Raw genomic sequence first — 15954 nt, forward strand, 5'->3', positions numbered from 1 at the left:
GTCCGCAAATACCCCCGCAAATGTTAAGGCGACGCTACCCTTCAGTCTCCTAAATCCGCTCCAAATGGACAACCTCTTGAAAGCTCACAGCTAGTTGGATGGACGAAGCCCATTTATCTGGATATTCACGATCTCTTTGGCCAAGGCAATTTTGTCGTTCTCAGTTTGAATGCTTCTCGGCTGATACCAGATGGACAACCAGTTGATCGCGCCGAGTACGGCTTTGGCAGCTATCGATACATCGACCTCCCGAATACTGCCGTCATCGATCCCGTCGCGAATTATCTGCTTGAACAAATCCTCGAACCGGCGTCGGATGGAAATAAGCTCGTTGAGTGTGCGGCGTTGATCTGGCGTGGTTGCCGCCAGTTTGTGCATATGGACGCCTTGCACCACCACGGCTTCGAAAGCGACGTTGGTCATCATGGCTAGCGCATGCGCCATGAGCATCTCCTCAAGTCGGTGCAGGCCCGAGCCGTTCATCGTCATGACCGGTTCGACAGCCTTGAACAGTCGATCCATACCTTCACGATGCACGTCGAAGAACAAATCCGTCTTCGATGAGTAGTAGTGATAAATGCGCCCTTTGGTCGAACCCATCCTGCGCGCCACATCATCGATGCTTGTTGTGGCGAAGCCTTGCTCCATGAAGCACTGAGCGGCGGTTTCCAGGATTAAGACATTTCCGGTACTGTCCGTTCGGTTATTTCGGCGGCTGTCAGCCATCTTCTACTCCGATTTATGCATAGGTAAGCGGCAGCCTAGCCTAGCAAATTTCGATGCCAAAATGCCACTAGACAAAGCCATGTTCAAGTGCATACTACTCAGTATGTTGTTGATTAATGCGGCTACAGTCCATTTCTCGACGCCTGGAGGATGTAATTTTGGAAATTAGCCCTAATTCTGCTGCGTCAGCACTCATTGCAAACGCAGAACGCCAGCTCCTGTACTCGGACTGGATCAAGATCGATCAACAGCTTGTGGATCGGTTTGCGGACGTGATCGATGATCATCAATTCATTCACACAGACCCGGAACGCGCAGCGACGGAAAGTGTTTTTGGTGGCACTATTGCACACGGTTTTCTCGTGCTTGGCCTGTTGACCAAGCTCAGTCGCGAGGTTTTGCCGGAGGTTGCCGCGGGTACGGTTGAAATCAATTATGGCTTCGACAAAGTCCGCTTTCTCGCGCCGGTGAAGGTGGGTTCTTTCATTCGTGGTGCGTTCAATTCGAAATCTGTTCAGCCGAAGGGCAATGGCCAGCTCCAGATCCTTGGAGCGACTGTTGAAATCAAAGACGAAACCAAGCCAGCACTCGCCGCTGACTGGCTCATACTGACAGTAGGTTGAAGATCACATGGCCATTTCTTTTGAAAATCGTGTTGTAATTGTAACGGGTGCAGGCGGCGGGCTTGGGCGCGCTTATGCCCTCGAACTGGCAGCGCGCGGCGCAAAGGTCGTCGTGAACGATTTCGGTGGCAGCCGCGACGGCACCGGCGGGGCATCGGAGGCAGCCGAAAAGGTCGTTGCGGAAATTCGATCCAAGGGCGGTGTCGCCATTGCCGACGCTGGCAACGTCACGAAGTTCGAAGACATGCAGGCGCTGGCGAAGCACACGGTCGAAGAATTCGGTCGCATTGATATTCTCATCAACAATGCCGGGATTTTGCGCGACAAGAGCTTTGCGAAAATGGAAATGTGCGATTTTGGCGCCGTGGTAGACGTGCACCTTATTGGCTCGGCCAATGCCAGTCGCGCTGTGTGGGACATCATGAAAGGCCAGAACTATGGCCGCATCCTGATGACGACTTCCACGTCGGGCGTTTATGGGAATTTCGGCCAGTCCAACTATGGTGCGGCCAAGGCGGGACTCGTCGGCCTGATGAATGTGTTGCATTTTGAAGGCGACAAATACGACATCCATGTCAATGCAATTGCGCCCACGGCTGCAACGCGCATGACCGGTGACGTGCTGGATGAAGAAATGCTGGTGCGTCTCGCACCTGAAAATGTCGTTCCCGCTGCTCTCTTCCTTGTCAGCGAACAGGCGCCAAGCCGCACAGTGCTTCTGGCAGGGGCCGGAACTGTGGCCCGTATGGCGATTGTGGAAAGTGAAGGCGTTTATCTGCCGAAAAGCGAGCGGACACCGGAAGCCGTTGCTGCTGCGTTCACAAAGATTGACGACATGACCAATTTCATCGAGACTGACGCTGGTTTGGCGCATGTGGATCGCATCATCGCGACGTCGCGTGCTAATGAGGTTATCGAATGACGGCCTCCAAAGCGCGCCCGAAGGCTGAACCCCGGTCAGGCTACCGGGAGTTCTACAAGATGCAGACGCGCTGGAGCGATATGGACATTTATGGCCACGTCAACAATGTGGTCTATATGCAATATTGCGATGCAGCATTGAACCGGTCGCTTATTGCGTCTGGTGCTCTGGAGCTGAATGGCTCCAGCCCCATTGGTATCGTTGCACGCAATTCAACGAATTATTTCTCCGAGATTTCCTATCCTGACAATGTCGTTGTCGGGGTTCGTGTCGAGCATATCGGCAATACCAGTCTGCTGTGGGGATTTGGCATCTTCAAGGATAGCGAAGAGCTGACCGCTGCTGTAAGTGAATATGTGCATGTCTATGTAGACCGAGACACGCGACGGCCTGTTCCGCTGACCCCGGAACTGAGAGAATTAGCTGAAAGGCTTTACGTTCCAGCGTCAGTGGAGGAGCTCTGATGAGAGAAGCTGTAATCGTATCAACTGCGCGCACACCGATTGGCAAAGCCTATCGTGGAGCCTTCAACGACACGACTGCGCCAGCGCTGGCTGGCCATGCGATTGCCGCTGCCGTCAAGCGCGCGGGCATTGATGGCGCGGAAGTAGAGGATGTGGTTCTCGGTGCTGCGCTTCAGCAAGGCACGACCCACATGAATATCGCCCGCACGTCCTTGTTGCGGGCTGGCCTTCCGGTTTCAGTTCCTGGCCAGTCGATGGATCGTCAATGCGCGTCGGGGCTGATGGCTATCGCAACAGCCGCCAAGCAGATCACCGGCGATGGTATGACGATTGCCATTGGCGGTGGCGTGGAGCAGATCTCGCTCGTGCAGAACGAGCATATGAACGTCTATCGCTGGCGTGATCCCTGGCTGACGGAGCATCTGCCCGCCACCTATATGAGCATGATCGAGACGGCGGAGATCGTTTCGGCGCGGTATGGTATATCGCGCGAGGCGCAGGATGAATATGCGCTGCAATCGCAGCAGCGCACTGCGGCTGCACAGGCCGCAGGCCGCCTGAACGCCGAGATTGTCCCGATCCAATCCACGATGCTTGTCAAGGACAAGGCTACGGGCGAGGTCTCCGCGAAAACCGTTGAGCTGGCCATGGACGAAGGTAATCGCCCCGAAACCACACTGGAAGGCTTGCGCGGGTTGAAGCCGGTCTTTTCCGGGGGGCAAACAATATCGCAGGGTGGCTTTATTACCGCAGGTAACGCCTCGCAGCTGTCGGACGGTGCTTCCGCGTCCGTGCTGATGGAAGCGAAGGAAGCGGAAAAGCGTGGCCTGTCTCCGCTCGGTATTTGTCGCGGGATGGCCGTTGCGGGATGCGAGCCCGACGAGATGGGCATTGGTCCGGTTTATGCCGTGCCAAAGCTGCTAAAGCAGCATGGCCTGACGGTCGATGATATCGATCTGTGGGAGCTGAACGAGGCCTTCGCAGCACAGGTGCTTTATTGCCGCTATAAGCTTGGTATCGACAATGAGAAGCTCAACGTGAATGGCGGCGCTATTTCGATTGGCCATCCTTACGGAATGTCGGGTGCGCGTATGACAGGGCATGTCCTCATCGAAGGCAAGCGGCGCAATGGACGTTATGTGGTTGTGACCATGTGCGTTGGCGGCGGCATGGGCGCAGCAGGCCTGTTTGAGATTTGTTGATTGAAACGAAAAAAGGCCGCTTCAAGCGGCCTCAGACCGCTGACAAACCTCGTCATTTTTTTGGCGGGGTTTTATTTTGTGTTGAGCTGCGAGATGGATCGGCTGTTTTGACCAGGCCGTTCAGATGCCCCTTTTCTCATGTGGGGCTTGGTTGGCTGGCCTTGGTGAGGGCGATTGCGATCTTCTTGATGTTCTGGGCGGCTGCGGCCAGCAGGCACTGGCATTGGACGCGCACGAGACTTCGGAGGCGGCATAGCGGTGGCCATGCAGTTGCTTGGCATCGGCGAAGGAACGTTCGACGGTCTCCTTGCGGCGCTTGTAGATCGCTTTGCCCCAGGTGGTGAGGCGATGGCTATCGATGCGCTGGCGGGCATCGGCCCAGACATGACGGGTGATGGTGCGCACCGCCTTGCTGTTGGATGTGCACGACGCCAGAAGCGGGCAGCCGCCACAGATGGTGGGGTCGGATGTATAGTGCCTGTAGCCGTTGCGGTCGGTGGTGGCGTAGGTGAGAAGCTGGCCTTGCGGGCAACGATAGCCGTCCTGTTCGCTGTCATGGACGAACTTCGACTTACGCATCATGCCGGCTCTGGGTGAGGTCGGATTGCGGTAGCCGGTAACAACGAGAATATCCCTGTTCTCCAGGCCTTTGGCGATACCGGCCGTCGCATAGCCGGCATCCAGCCCGACAGCACCGACGTCGAAGCCGAACCGCTCACGCTGGCGGTCCAGCCGGTCGAGATAGACGATACTGTCATGCACGTTGGCCGGCGTCGCATGGGTGTCGGTGATGATCGCAAGACGGCCATCCACCGTGCGGTGATCCAGATAGAAGAAGCCCTTCGGCTTGCCGTCGCGTACCATGTAGCCGCTGTCGGGATCGGTTCGGCTGACCTTGGTCTGCTTGACCTCGGCTTCGCGCTCCTTTTCCTTCAATGGCTTCTGGCCGTGCAACACCCGCTCGGCTTCGATCGCCAGGTCGAGATCGGCCCAGTAGTCGGAGCGCGACTTGGCCACCATCTCCAGATCGTATTTGCCCTTGTTGGCATTGGCTTTCAGATGCGTCGAGTCGGTATAGAGAACCGTACCGTCGACCAGACCGTGATCTACCGTCTGCTCGACGATATGGTCAAAAATGTTCTGGGCGACCGAAGTGTCGTTGAAGCGCCGGCGGCGGTTCTGGGAAAGCGTCGAGGCATCGAACACGCCATCGGTCAACTTCATCCTCAGAAACCAGCGATAGGCGACATTCACCTCGATCTCGCGCGCCAGCTGACGTTCCGAGCGGATGCCGAACAGGTAGCCGATGAACAGCGCCTTGAACATCAAGGTCGGGTCGAGCGGCGGACGACCGTTGTCGGCGCAATAAAGCCCCGCAACCCGATCATGGATAAAGGAGAAGTCTATCACCGCATCGATCTTGCGAAGCAGATGATCCTTGGGCACCAGGCTGTCGAGCGTCACCATCTCGAGAGCCGTCTGTTCGGGAGCAGGTTTCTTCAACATGACCCAGTGAATCACAAACCCCTGGTTAGAGCCAGGGGTTTGTCAGCAGTCTGAGGGCGGTTTAACCGGCCTTTTTTTGATCCCAGTTGAGGCTTGATCAATATGCGGCCTTATAGATCGCGAGAGCGTCGGCCTCGGTTACCTTGCGCGGATTGTTGACCAGAAGGCGGGTCTGTTTCATGGCGTCGCGCGCAAGCAGGGGCAGATCATCTTCGGTAATATTCACCTCACGCAATGTCTGCGGTACGCCAAGCTCACGGCTGAGATCTGCGAGCTTTTCGACAAAGGCTTCAGCGCGCTTCTCCGCCGACACGGCGCCAAGTTCCGGGAAAACATCCGCTGCAATTTCCGCGTAGATATGGCTCGCTTCCGGCAGGTTGAAACGCAATACATGCGCAAGCACGAGCGCATTGGACAGGCCGTGCGGAACATGGAAATGCCCGCCAATTGGATAGGCGAGTGCATGAACCGCAGCCACCGGAGAATTGGCAAAGGCCTGACCGGCAAGCAACGAGCCAAGCAGCATGGCAGCCCGTGCATCGCGGTTTTGGCCATCAAAGACCGCTGTGCGGATATTGGAGCCAAGCAATTGCAGGGCGTTGCGTGCCAATGAGCGCGACAGGGGATTGTTGTTGGCAGACGCTGACGCATAGGCCTCGATGGCGTGCACCATCGCATCGATGCCGGTGGCGGCAGTTACCGCTGCTGGCAGACCCACGGTCAAATCCGCGTCGAGGATTGCCATGTCCGGCAGCAGGAGCGGAGAAACGACGCCCTTCTTTTCCGATGTACCCGTGGTGATGATCGAAATCGGTGTGACTTCTGACCCGGTGCCCGCTGTTGTCGGCACCAGAACAAGCGGGAGACGCGGACCGTGCGCTATGTTGACGCCGTAAATGTCGTTGAGCGTTTCACCGCTCTTTGCGATCAGGGCTGCAACCTTTGCAACATCCATTGAGGAGCCGCCGCCAATGGCGAGGACGCCTGTCGCTTCATGCGCCAGGATGTGATCTTTCAACGCGAGAACATTGCTTTCTGGCGGATCAGCCTGCACGTCGTCAAAGATCGAAACGGCAATGTCTGCCTGTTCCAGCGCATTGATTGCAGGGTCCAGAAGTCCGAGCTTGCGCAATCCCTTGTCAGTCACGATCACAACGCGCTTGCCCAACAGGTGCCCAGCAATATCGGCGATCTTCGCCAGACCACCGGTCTGCAGCACGATGGATGGCGTTGTGTTGAAAACGAAATTTTCCATGTGTTCAGTTCTTTCGATTTATCGGTGTCGCGCTTCTGCAAATCAACTTGCGCGCTTCACCTTCAGCTCGCGATCGATCGTGTTTCCGGTAACCCCTTCGCTGCGCAAAATATGCTTCTGGATTTTACCGCTCGATGTCTTCGGAAGAGATTCCAAAATCCGCACATAGCGCGGCACCATAAAGCGGGGTAGGCGGCCTGCAAGAAAATCCAGCAACTCTTCGGCGACAATTTCTTGTCCGTCCACCGGCGTCACGGCGATCAGGACTTCATCTTCGCTCAATTCACTTGGTACTGCGATAGCCGCGCATTCTTTGACGCTGTCGTGAAAAAGGACTTCGGCCTCCAACGCGAAAGACGAGATATTTTCGCCGCGTCGCCGAATGACATCTTTCAGACGATCAACGAAGAAATAAACGCCGTTTTCGTCCTTGCGAAAGCTGTCCCCGGTGTGAAACCAGCCATTGCGCATGGCTTCCACGGTGGCTTTCGGATTGTTGTAATAGCCTTTCATCAAAGCCCATGGACGGTCGGAGCGAATGACAAGTTCACCAGCTGTGCCATCCGGCACTTCGATGTCGTTTTCGTCGACGACACGCAACTGATACCAGGGGCGCGGCTTCCCCGCGATGCCCTTTTGGGTAATGCCGGGACCGGCAACAAGCGGACTGGCGATTTCGGTCATGTTGTAGATGGTCCATGCCTCCACGCCAAATCTCTCGGCGAATAATGGACCGTCTTCGCCAAATGGCGTGATGAAGGCACGACGCAGCGGGTGGTTGCGATCATCCGATGAAACCGGCTGTTTTAAGAGAAAACTGGCCATCACACCCAGCAACAGACAGTAGGTCGAGTTTGTTTCCCGCACTGCTTGCCAGAAGTGCTGTGTTTTGAACTCGCGCATGATACCAATCGATAGTCCGCGCGCCAGCATTGCATAGACATAGAGCGTGGAACCGCAATGAAAGATCGGACCGCAGATCATGCAACGGTCCGTTTCATCGACGCAATCAAAGGCGTCTGGCCCCATCGTATAAAGCTGCACATAAGAGGTCACGACACCCTTGGCATTGCCCGTCGTACCCGACGTGTACATGATGGCAAGCGTGTCCCATGGCTCAATCGGCGTGTCGAGAACGAGTTCGGTTTCGCTGACGGTTTCTACGTCAGTCAAAGGCAGGATTTCCACGCCAGAGATGGCGTGGTTTACGACACCTTCGACCACCAAGACTTTACGCAGTTTGCCCGGAGCGACCTCCTGCAATCGTTCTACCAGATCGGCGTGCGCGACCATCAGTGGCGCATCCGCGTCATCCAGAATATGTTCCAGCGGGCGACCGAGGGCTGCGGTGTTGATCGGCACATAGACCGCGCCGATGTAATTGATGGCGAACCAGGTGGTGAGTAGGTCCGGCCCGTTGCCCATAAAACAAAGGACGTGATCGCCGCGTTTCACGCCGTGGGATTTCAATGTCGCCGCACGCTGGCGAACGCGGTCCCGGGTCGTTTTGTAATCCCATTCGGTCGATGGCCAAAAATGCACGAATGGTGCTGTGGGGCGCTCCGCTGCATATTGATCGAGAAGATATCGCAACACGGAATGGTTGCGGTCGAGCGCACGCTGGTCTGGCGTCATATTCTGAATTCCTCCTACCCGGGCCGCAACTAAACCTCAAAAGAGGGCAGTTGCAAACCTATTTGGAATATGCAACATACTCGGTAGTATGTCAAAGCGAAAACAATTGGGAGGATGGAAATGGCCATAGTCGATATCCAGCGCGAAGGACCGATTGCGGTGGCGCGCTATGACCGTGGCGGCAAGGCCAATGCTCTCAATGAAGAAGCGATCAAGGCGCTCATAGAAGCGGCGGATGAGTTATCGGCGGATGACACGGTTCAGGTCGTTATTATTACTGGCACCGAAAGTCGCTTTTCGGGTGGTGTCGATCTGAAGGACGATAATCTGTGGCGCAACAATGCGGACGCCGTTTCTCGTCACGCGGCTATGTCGCTCGGCGGTGTCATGTGTGATCGATGGCGGTTGTTGCCGCAGATCACCATCGCAGCGGTCGAAGGCCCAGCTGTTGGTGGCGGCGGCATTCTCGCGTTGGCTGCTGATTTTCGCGTTATGGCTGACGGCGCATTCTTTCAGTTTCCCGAAGTCCGTCTGGGCATGACGCTGGGTTGGGGCGGTTTGCCCCTCCTGTCGTCGCTTATCGGTCCGACACGTGCCAAGCGCGCGCTTTTCGCCAATGAGCGGATCGGCGAGCAGGACGCGCTCAATATGGGGCTTTGCGACAAGATTGCGCCTGCGGGTGGCGCGGTCGAAGCTGCAAAACTCTTCGCGCAGACAATTGCGGAATGCCCGCCTTTAGCCCTGCGGATGACCAAGAGGGCCATTGATCAAGAACACCGCGCCAATTGGGCTGCGCCCTATGAAGCAGACCAGTTCTATCTGGCGAGGCTGATTGCAGAAAGTAACAGCCAGTCGGGCTGACACCGTTATTATTTGGGAGGAGGAAAACCATGACAATGAAATCAATGATGCTTTCGGGTGCATTTGCCGCAATGATGCTTGCGAGCCCGGCTTTGGCGGAGCCAGTTCGACTGGGTGTGCTGACGGACATGTCCGGCATGAATTTCGATCTTGCTGGCGAAGGCTCAGTCGTTGCGGCCAAGATGGCCGTCGAGGATTTCGGGGGCAAGTTGAATGGGGAGTCCATCGAAGTCATCGTCGGCGATCATCAGAACAAGCCGGATATCGGTTCCACGCTGGCGCGCAGCTGGATTGACGAGAAGAATGTCAAAGCCATTATCGATGTGCCGACATCGTCGGTCGCCATGGCAGTTCAAGAAATCACGCGCGACAAGGACGTAGCTTTTCTGGCATCCACCGCAGGTTCCTCGGACCTGACGGGCAAAGCCTGCTCGCCAACGACGGCGCAGTGGACTTGGGATACGTATTCGCTTGCCAATGGCACCGGTCGCGCGATGACGCAGGAAGGTGGCAAGAAGTGGTACTTCATTACCGTTGACTATACCTTCGGTCATGCCCTGGAACGGGATACGACAGAAGCTGTCAAGGCAAGCGGCGGTGAAGTTGTGGGCTCTGTTCGTCACCCACGTGAAACCACTGACTTCTCATCTTTCCTGCTTCAGGCGCAAGCATCGGGCGCTGACGTGATCGCTCTTGCCAACTCGTCGGGCGATACGATGACGGCTCTCAAGCAAGCCAATGAATATGGCATTACTCAGGGCGGCCAGAAGATCGCGGGCATGCTGCTGTTTCTCTCCGACGTCCATAGTGTCGGCCTTGAAACGGCAAAAGGCCTGACACTCACTACCGGCTTTTACTGGGATTATGATGATCAAACCCGCGCCTGGTCGAAGCGGTTCGGCGAACGAATGAACGGCAAAATGCCAACGATGGTTCATGCTGGCGTTTATTCGGCTGTCATGAATTATCTCAAGGCGTCGGAGGCGGCAAAGTCCACCAGTGGCAAGGTAGTGCTCGACAAGATGCGCACGATGGATATCAACGACTTCTTCGCCCGCAATGCGAAGCTGCGTGCAGACGGTCGTATGGTACACGACATGTATCTTGTTCAGGTCAAATCTCCTGAGGAATCCAAAGGACCATGGGACTATTACAAAGTTCTGCGCACCATTCCGGGCGACGAAGCGTTCCGTCCGCTCGATAAGGGCAGCTGTCCATTGGTAAAGCAGTAAGAGGCTGATTGGATGGAAGCTTCGACTGTGAGAGATGCGGCTCTGCGTGAGGCAGGGCCGTCTGGTTCGGATAATTCGCGGCAGGGTTCTGGGCGTCATGTTTTGTCGGCGCGGGGACTTGGCAAGTCGTTTGGCGGCTTTTACGCGGTGAAGAATGTCGATCTTGATGTGGAACATGCCCGTGTTCATGCGCTGATCGGCCCGAACGGGGCTGGCAAGACGACGGTGTTCAATCTCCTGACCAAGTTTTTGCAGCCGACAAGCGGCGAGATCACGCTTCTGGGCGAAACGATCACCAAAACCGATCCGGCCAAAGTAGCGCGGATGGGATTGGTGCGCTCGTTCCAGATTTCGGCCACCTTCCCGCATCTGACCGTATTGGAAAACGTCAAGGTGGCGTTGCAGCGCCCGAATGGCCTTGCCACGCAATTCTGGCGTGCGCTCTCGGCGCTGGACCGGCTGGACGCGAGAGCCATCGAGCTTCTGGAACGCGTCGGCCTTGCCGATGCCCGTCATGCACTGGCTGCCGATCTCTCCTATGGCCGCAAGCGCGCGCTGGAAATCGCCACCACACTGGCGCTCGATCCGAAAGTGCTGCTGCTCGATGAGCCGATGGCCGGCATGGGCCATGAAGACGTCCACACCATCGCCGCCCTCATTGCCGATGTCGCGAAGGATCGCGCCGTGCTGATGGTGGAACACAATCTCAAGGTGGTGGCCGATATCGCCCACCATGTCACGGTGCTGCAACGCGGCGAGATCCTCGCCTCCGGCAGCTATGCCGACGTCTCGAAGGACGAGCGCGTGCGCACCGCCTATATGGGAACCGAACATGAATAAAGGCCAACCGCTCCTGTCCGTGCGCGGACTGAATGCCTGGTATGGCGAAAGCCATGCCCTGCATGGCGTCGATCTCGACATCTGGCCGGGCGAAACCATCACGCTTCTGGGCCGCAACGGCGTCGGCAAGACGACAACCTTGCGCGCCATCATGGGCATCATCCGCAAGCGTACCGGCACGATCACGCTGGACGGTCGGGATATCATGCGCGTGCCCTTGCACCGCATCGCCCATGCGGGTCTGGGCTTCGTGCCGGAAGAACGCGGCATCTTCGCCTCGCTCAGCGTGCATGAGAACCTGCTGCTGCCGCCGGTCGTCGCAAAAGGCGAGCAGAGCCTGATGTCATTGGACGAGATTTACGCGCTTTTCCCGAACCTGCATGAACGGCGCAACAGCCCTGGCACCAAACTGTCGGGCGGCGAACAGCAGATGTTGGCCATTGCGCGCATCCTGCGCACCGGCGTGAAGGTGCTGCTGCTGGACGAGCCGACCGAAGGTCTGGCGCCTGTCATCGTGCAGCGCATCGGCGATGTGCTGGTGGAATTGAAGAAGCGCGGCATGACCATCCTTCTGGTCGAGCAGAACTTCCGCTTTGCCGCCAAGGTCGCAGACCGCTTCTATCTCATGGATCATGGCGTGGTGACGGAGAACTTCCCGACCGCCGAGCTGCCCGACCGCATGGCAGCCCTGAACGAAGCCTTGGGAGTCTGACATGACAATGATCTTCGGTATTCCCCTGCAGGCGCTTCTCGGGCAGTTGCTGGTTGGCCTCATCAATGGCTCGTTCTATGCCATGCTGAGCCTTGGCCTTGCCATCATCTTCGGGCTGTTGCGCATCATCAATTTTGCCCATGGCGCACAATATATGCTGGGCGCTTTTGTCGGCTATCTGCTGTTGAGCTGGCTTGGCATCGGCTATTGGCCAGCGCTTGTTCTGGCCCCGATCATCGTCGGTCTTGGCGGGGCGATCGTCGAGCGCGTGGCGCTGTCACGGCTTTATAATCTCGATCCGCTCTATGGCCTGCTCTTCACCTTCGGCCTTGCCCTCGTGATCGAAGGCACGTTCCGTTATTATTATGGCGCTGCCGGACAGCCCTATGCGGTGCCGCCATCGCTGGCTGGCGGGCATAATCTCGGCTTCATGTTCCTGCCGAACTATCGCGCCTGGGTGGTCGTGGCCTCGCTGATCATCTGCCTTGGCACCTGGCTTCTGATCGAAAAGACCAAGCTTGGCGCTTATTTGCGCGCCGCCACCGAAAACCCGACACTGGTCAAAGCCTTCGGCATCAATGTGCCGCTGCTTCTCACCTTCACCTATGCGCTGGGTGCGGGTCTTGCAGGCGTGGCCGGCATCATGGCAGCCCCGATCTATCAGGTCAGCCCGCTGATGGGCTCCAACATCATCATCGTGGTCTTTGCCGTGGTGGTTGTCGGCGGCATGGGATCGATCCTCGGCGCCATCATTACCGGCTATGTGCTGGGGCTGGCAGAAGGGCTCACCAAGGTCTTTTATCCGGAAGCCTCCAGCATCGTCATCTTCGTTATCATGGCTATCGTCCTTCTGGTGCGACCCGCCGGACTGTTCGGGAAGGAGGCCTGATATGGCTGATACCGCTCTTAAAGCAACGGCTGCAAGCCAAGGCACCGCTTCATCCCGCAAGCCTGCGATCAACAGCCTGTCGGCGGTCATTCTCGTCATCGCCATCATCGCACTGGCCGCCGCACCCTTCGTGGTCTATCCGATCTTCCTGATGAAGATGCTGTGTTTTGCGCTGTTTGCCTCTGCCTTCAATCTTCTGCTTGGCTATACCGGCATTCTCTCGTTCGGCCATGCGGCCTTCTTCGGGGGCGCTGCCTATATCACCGCGCATACGGTGAAGGAATGGGGCGTGACGCCGGAAGTGGGGCTGATCCTCGGCGTTCTTGCCGCCGCAGCGCTTGGCCTTGTCATCGGCTATCTGGCCATTCGCCGTCAGGGCATCTATTCGACCATGATCACGCTTGCGCTGTCGCAGATGTTCTTCTTCTTCTGCCTGCAGGCGGCCTTCACCCATGGCGAGGACGGCTTGCAGGGCGTGCCGCGCGGATATCTGTTCGGCTTCATTGATCTCAACAACCAGATGAACATGTATTACTTCGTGCTGGCCGTGTTCGTGCTTGGGGTCTTCGCCATCTGGCGCATCACCAACTCGCCCTTCGGCATGATCCTGAAATCGGTGCGCGAAAACGAAAGCCGCGCCATATCGCTCGGCTATTCCGTCAATCAGTACAAGCTGGCCGCATTCGTCATGTCGGCTGGCCTTGCGGGCCTTGCAGGCGGCATGAAGGCGCTCGTCTTCCAGTTTGCAACGCTGACCGATGTTGGCTGGCAGATGTCGGGCGAGGTCATCCTGATGACGCTGCTTGGCGGCATCGGCACGCTGATCGGACCCATCGTCGGCGCAGCCTTCGTCGTCGCCCTCCAGAACTATCTCGCAACATCCGACTTCCCAGTCACAATCGTCACTGGCCTCATCTTCATGGCATGCGTCATCCTCTTCCGTAAAGGTATCGTCGGAGAGTTCTATGCCTGGTTTGAACGGAGGAAGTGAGAATGAACGGCGCTTTATTCACCTATAGCACGACAGTCTCATCGAATTGGATCGACTATAATGGGCATATGGGGGACTATGCCTATGCCATTGTTTTTTCTGATGCGGCGACCGCTTATATGGATCGAATTGGCATCGATGCTACCTATCGCGAGGCAAATAAGGCCACGCTCTACACGCTCGACAGCCGTATCGGCTATCTGAAAGAGTGCCATGCAGATGAAACATTGCAGGTAGAGCTGACCCTGATCGATGCTGATTGTAAGCGTTTGCATGTGTTCATGAGATTGCTCAATGCGAATGGAGAAATATTGGCGCTCTGTGAACAGCTCCTGATGCACATAAGTCGACAGGGACAATATCCACGGGCTGCAGACATGCCGCAAGAGCTACGAGATATCGTATTGGCGGATCTACAAAGCTCGAAGTCTGTTGAGAAAGTGGAATGGATTGACGGTTGTATTGGCCTCAGAAGAAGGCAGCGATAGCTAACACATCATCCGACAAGCGTAATACGGGACAAGCGGTGTCCCGTCTGCACCATCTCCGCGTCTTTCGTCAAATTCACCGATGAGAAAGGCGCAACGCCCGCACAGATCACATCGGCCTGGCTTCTGAAAGAAAGCGATAGATTATAAGATTGTTGCGAGGTAGTCGGTCGAAGTTTTGCATGTTCGTTTCAGCGTTGGACCTACCATCCGAAGTGTCGAAAGCAGCCACTCCGTTTTAGGCATTGTCGGTGGGTGAACGTGCGTTCATCGATTCCGAGTGCGCTGTGACTAGCAGCAGGCAGCAGGGTCAGCCTGGTGGTCGGCTGCATCGACATGTTGCGCGAAGCACTCGAGGATTATCCTTCGGTCGCGGTTCCTGCTCTGATCATTGGCGGGCTTGGTTCAGATGCAGGCGAGCCTCCGCGTTTTCCCGAGAATATGCCAACTATAGCGCTTTCTTGCTGGTTTGCGGTGTCTATCTGCTCGACTTAAACTCCTTCTGTCTCAAGCGCGTTGATCCGGGATGTCGCAATTATAAAACCGTGACGGGCAAACCAAAGTTACGGGTTGTGAATATGGTTGATTTTCAGTCAGGTTCGGGAGCAAGATGGATATGAACGGCGGCTTTTTTCAGAACGGCTGATAGAGCAGGGGCAGGCATTTCATTGGTGATCACGGTCGTAATGTCGTGAACCGATCCAAGTCTGACCATCGCTCGTTTGCCAAATTTTGAGCTGTCAACTGCGAGCAGCTTGTGTGCCGCTTGTCGCAATGCGGCTGAAACGACAGCCACTTCCGTATGGTCGTCGTCACAAAGATCACCGTCATCATCAACGCCGCTGACGGAAATGATTGCATAGTCGAACTTGAAGCGTCGGATGAATTCCGGTGTATCTTCCTGAAACATCCCGCCATCGATGGGTCGAACAAAGCCACCAGGAACAGCGAGCGTGAAATCTGTTTTCTCACTGATAATGGCTGCTGATCGCAGGCTATATGTGACAACATGCAGGCGCTCTCTGCTGATAAGGGTATTGGCAATCGCTTCGCATGTTGTGCCGGTATCGAGGAAAACAGTGGCGCCATCGGGAATGAGCGCGACGACAGCTTCGGCAATTCGCACCTTCTCGTCGGCCCGATCATGTCTGCGCTGACGGTAGGTCACGGGATCGAGTGGCGTCAGTTGCGACACGCCGCCATGCAGTTTCCGGACTTTGCCCCTATGTTCCAGGTCCGCAATGTCGCGCCGCGCCGTCTGAGTGGTGACATGGAACCGTTCTGCGATCTCTTCAAGAGAAACATAATGGCTGTTTTCAATCCATTGCAACAACGCCTGCTGCCGGATTTCCTTCTTGTTGCCACCGGGACCGGAAAGTTCGCTCATGGTTGTCGTTATGTCCTTATGCGCCTGATCACTCAGATCCATCTCTCATTTCCAGGTTGAATGAGGCGAGGAAATCGTGGGGTTAAAATAGCAATATCTGGGTGAATCGATTAGCGAATAAAAATGTAATATTAATGACATTTACTATTAAGGACCGCAGGTTTTGGAGTCCTCGCATCCCGGTCGGGAGTAAAATGTAATAAAAGTGACATTGAACTCTG

17 protein-coding genes are annotated in these 15954 nt (G+C 56.2%); 12 read left to right on the plus strand and 5 right to left on the minus strand.

Translation table 11 applies throughout. The features are described from left to right. Positions 1–90 precede the first annotated feature (90 nt). Positions 91–726, minus strand: coding sequence for a TetR/AcrR family transcriptional regulator (locus ACSME1_RS13515; protein WP_125303034.1), 636 nt, complete (start codon positions 724–726; stop codon positions 91–93). A gap of 158 nt (positions 727–884) precedes the next feature. On the opposite strand from ACSME1_RS13515, the gene ACSME1_RS13520 reads away from it, so the two are divergent. The 4 genes from ACSME1_RS13520 to ACSME1_RS13535 are packed head-to-tail and all read left to right on the plus strand — an operon-like array spanning position 885 to position 3937. Beyond that, positions 885–1349: a MaoC family dehydratase gene (locus ACSME1_RS13520; RefSeq protein WP_125303031.1), complete on the plus strand. Its 465-nt coding sequence runs from the start codon at positions 885–887 to the stop codon at positions 1347–1349. Positions 1350–1356: 7 nt separating this feature from the next. Then, positions 1357–2271: an SDR family NAD(P)-dependent oxidoreductase gene (locus ACSME1_RS13525; RefSeq protein WP_125303028.1), complete on the plus strand. Its 915-nt coding sequence runs from the start codon at positions 1357–1359 to the stop codon at positions 2269–2271. Further along, positions 2268–2735 carry an acyl-CoA thioesterase gene (locus ACSME1_RS13530; RefSeq protein WP_125303025.1) on the plus strand — a complete coding sequence of 156 codons (468 nt, stop codon included), beginning with the start codon at positions 2268–2270 and terminating at the stop codon, positions 2733–2735. The genes ACSME1_RS13525 and ACSME1_RS13530 overlap by 4 nt, the downstream gene beginning before the upstream one ends. Next, complete coding sequence (locus ACSME1_RS13535; RefSeq protein WP_125303023.1) at positions 2735–3937, plus strand: acetyl-CoA C-acyltransferase; 1203 nt, start codon at positions 2735–2737, stop codon at positions 3935–3937. The genes ACSME1_RS13530 and ACSME1_RS13535 overlap by 1 nt, the downstream gene beginning before the upstream one ends. Before the next feature lie 136 nt (positions 3938–4073). On the opposite strand, the gene ACSME1_RS13540 is transcribed toward ACSME1_RS13535, so the two are convergent. From ACSME1_RS13540 to ACSME1_RS13550, 3 genes are all read right to left on the minus strand, one after another. Next, positions 4074–5443, minus strand: a protein-coding gene (locus ACSME1_RS13540) for an IS1182 family transposase (protein WP_125303020.1) whose coding sequence is annotated in 2 segments (ribosomal slippage) — positions 4074–4189 and positions 4189–5443 — 1371 coding nt in all. Because the reading frame shifts where the segments join, the coding sequence is not laid out codon by codon here. Between the two features lie 97 nt (positions 5444–5540). Then, positions 5541–6698, minus strand: coding sequence for an iron-containing alcohol dehydrogenase (locus ACSME1_RS13545; protein WP_125303018.1), 1158 nt, complete (start codon positions 6696–6698; stop codon positions 5541–5543). Positions 6699–6740: 42 nt separating this feature from the next. After that, complete coding sequence (locus tag ACSME1_RS13550) at positions 6741–8333, minus strand: AMP-binding protein (RefSeq protein WP_125303015.1); 1593 nt, start codon at positions 8331–8333, stop codon at positions 6741–6743. Positions 8334–8453: 120 nt separating this feature from the next. On the opposite strand from ACSME1_RS13550, the gene ACSME1_RS13555 reads away from it, so the two are divergent. The 8 genes from ACSME1_RS13555 to ACSME1_RS13590 all read left to right on the plus strand — a co-directional run bounded on the left by ACSME1_RS13555 (position 8454) and on the right by ACSME1_RS13590 (position 14841). Continuing rightward, a complete protein-coding gene (locus tag ACSME1_RS13555) occupies positions 8454–9194 on the plus strand; it encodes an enoyl-CoA hydratase/isomerase family protein (RefSeq protein WP_078341174.1) in 741 nt (246 codons plus the stop codon). A gap of 29 nt (positions 9195–9223) precedes the next feature. Continuing rightward, positions 9224–10426 carry an ABC transporter substrate-binding protein gene (locus tag ACSME1_RS13560; RefSeq protein ID WP_125303013.1) on the plus strand — a complete coding sequence of 401 codons (1203 nt, stop codon included), beginning with the start codon at positions 9224–9226 and terminating at the stop codon, positions 10424–10426. A 12-nt stretch (positions 10427–10438) separates the two neighbouring features. Beyond that, a complete protein-coding gene (locus ACSME1_RS13565; RefSeq protein WP_125303010.1) occupies positions 10439–11266 on the plus strand; it encodes an ABC transporter ATP-binding protein in 828 nt (275 codons plus the stop codon). Beyond that, complete coding sequence (locus ACSME1_RS13570) at positions 11259–11978, plus strand: ABC transporter ATP-binding protein (RefSeq protein ID WP_151654194.1); 720 nt, start codon at positions 11259–11261, stop codon at positions 11976–11978. The genes ACSME1_RS13565 and ACSME1_RS13570 overlap by 8 nt, the downstream gene beginning before the upstream one ends. A gap of 1 nt (position 11979) precedes the next feature. Then, positions 11980–12867 carry a branched-chain amino acid ABC transporter permease gene (locus tag ACSME1_RS13575; RefSeq protein WP_078341355.1) on the plus strand — a complete coding sequence of 296 codons (888 nt, stop codon included), beginning with the start codon at positions 11980–11982 and terminating at the stop codon, positions 12865–12867. Between the two features lies 1 nt (position 12868). After that, entirely contained in the window at positions 12869–13858 is a 990-nt protein-coding gene (locus ACSME1_RS13580) for a branched-chain amino acid ABC transporter permease (protein WP_125303004.1), read from the plus strand. Positions 13859–13860: 2 nt separating this feature from the next. Further along, positions 13861–14346: a thioesterase family protein gene (locus ACSME1_RS13585; RefSeq protein WP_151558594.1), complete on the plus strand. Its 486-nt coding sequence runs from the start codon at positions 13861–13863 to the stop codon at positions 14344–14346. 318 nt (positions 14347–14664) lie between these two features. Beyond that, positions 14665–14841 carry a hypothetical protein gene (locus tag ACSME1_RS13590; protein ID WP_435655398.1) on the plus strand — a complete coding sequence of 59 codons (177 nt, stop codon included), beginning with the start codon at positions 14665–14667 and terminating at the stop codon, positions 14839–14841. 94 nt (positions 14842–14935) lie between these two features. On the opposite strand, the gene ACSME1_RS13595 is transcribed toward ACSME1_RS13590, so the two are convergent. Then, a complete protein-coding gene (locus tag ACSME1_RS13595; protein ID WP_125302998.1) occupies positions 14936–15775 on the minus strand; it encodes a DeoR/GlpR family DNA-binding transcription regulator in 840 nt (279 codons plus the stop codon). Positions 15776–15954: the final 179 nt, after the last annotated feature.

Source organism: Brucella pituitosa (assembly GCF_965577835.1).
Classification (GTDB): Bacteria; Pseudomonadota; Alphaproteobacteria; order Rhizobiales; family Rhizobiaceae; genus Brucella; species Brucella pituitosa.

Coding starts and splice junctions, on each gene's coding strand:
- ACSME1_RS13515 (WP_125303034.1), bottom strand. CDS start 726: ATGGCTGACAGCCGCCGAAATAACCGAACGGACAGTACCGGAAATGTC.
- ACSME1_RS13525 (WP_125303028.1), top strand. CDS start 1,357: ATGGCCATTTCTTTTGAAAATCGTGTTGTAATTGTAACGGGTGCAGGC.
- ACSME1_RS13530 (WP_125303025.1), top strand. CDS start 2,268: ATGACGGCCTCCAAAGCGCGCCCGAAGGCTGAACCCCGGTCAGGCTAC.
- ACSME1_RS13535 (WP_125303023.1), top strand. CDS start 2,735: ATGAGAGAAGCTGTAATCGTATCAACTGCGCGCACACCGATTGGCAAA.
- ACSME1_RS13545 (WP_125303018.1), bottom strand. CDS start 6,698: ATGGAAAATTTCGTTTTCAACACAACGCCATCCATCGTGCTGCAGACC.
- ACSME1_RS13550 (WP_125303015.1), bottom strand. CDS start 8,333: ATGACGCCAGACCAGCGTGCGCTCGACCGCAACCATTCCGTGTTGCGA.
- ACSME1_RS13555 (WP_078341174.1), top strand. CDS start 8,454: ATGGCCATAGTCGATATCCAGCGCGAAGGACCGATTGCGGTGGCGCGC.
- ACSME1_RS13560 (WP_125303013.1), top strand. CDS start 9,224: ATGACAATGAAATCAATGATGCTTTCGGGTGCATTTGCCGCAATGATG.
- ACSME1_RS13565 (WP_125303010.1), top strand. CDS start 10,439: ATGGAAGCTTCGACTGTGAGAGATGCGGCTCTGCGTGAGGCAGGGCCG.
- ACSME1_RS13570 (WP_151654194.1), top strand. CDS start 11,259: ATGAATAAAGGCCAACCGCTCCTGTCCGTGCGCGGACTGAATGCCTGG.
- ACSME1_RS13575 (WP_078341355.1), top strand. CDS start 11,980: ATGACAATGATCTTCGGTATTCCCCTGCAGGCGCTTCTCGGGCAGTTG.
- ACSME1_RS13580 (WP_125303004.1), top strand. CDS start 12,869: ATGGCTGATACCGCTCTTAAAGCAACGGCTGCAAGCCAAGGCACCGCT.
- ACSME1_RS13585 (WP_151558594.1), top strand. CDS start 13,861: ATGAACGGCGCTTTATTCACCTATAGCACGACAGTCTCATCGAATTGG.
- ACSME1_RS13595 (WP_125302998.1), bottom strand. CDS start 15,775: ATGGATCTGAGTGATCAGGCGCATAAGGACATAACGACAACCATGAGC.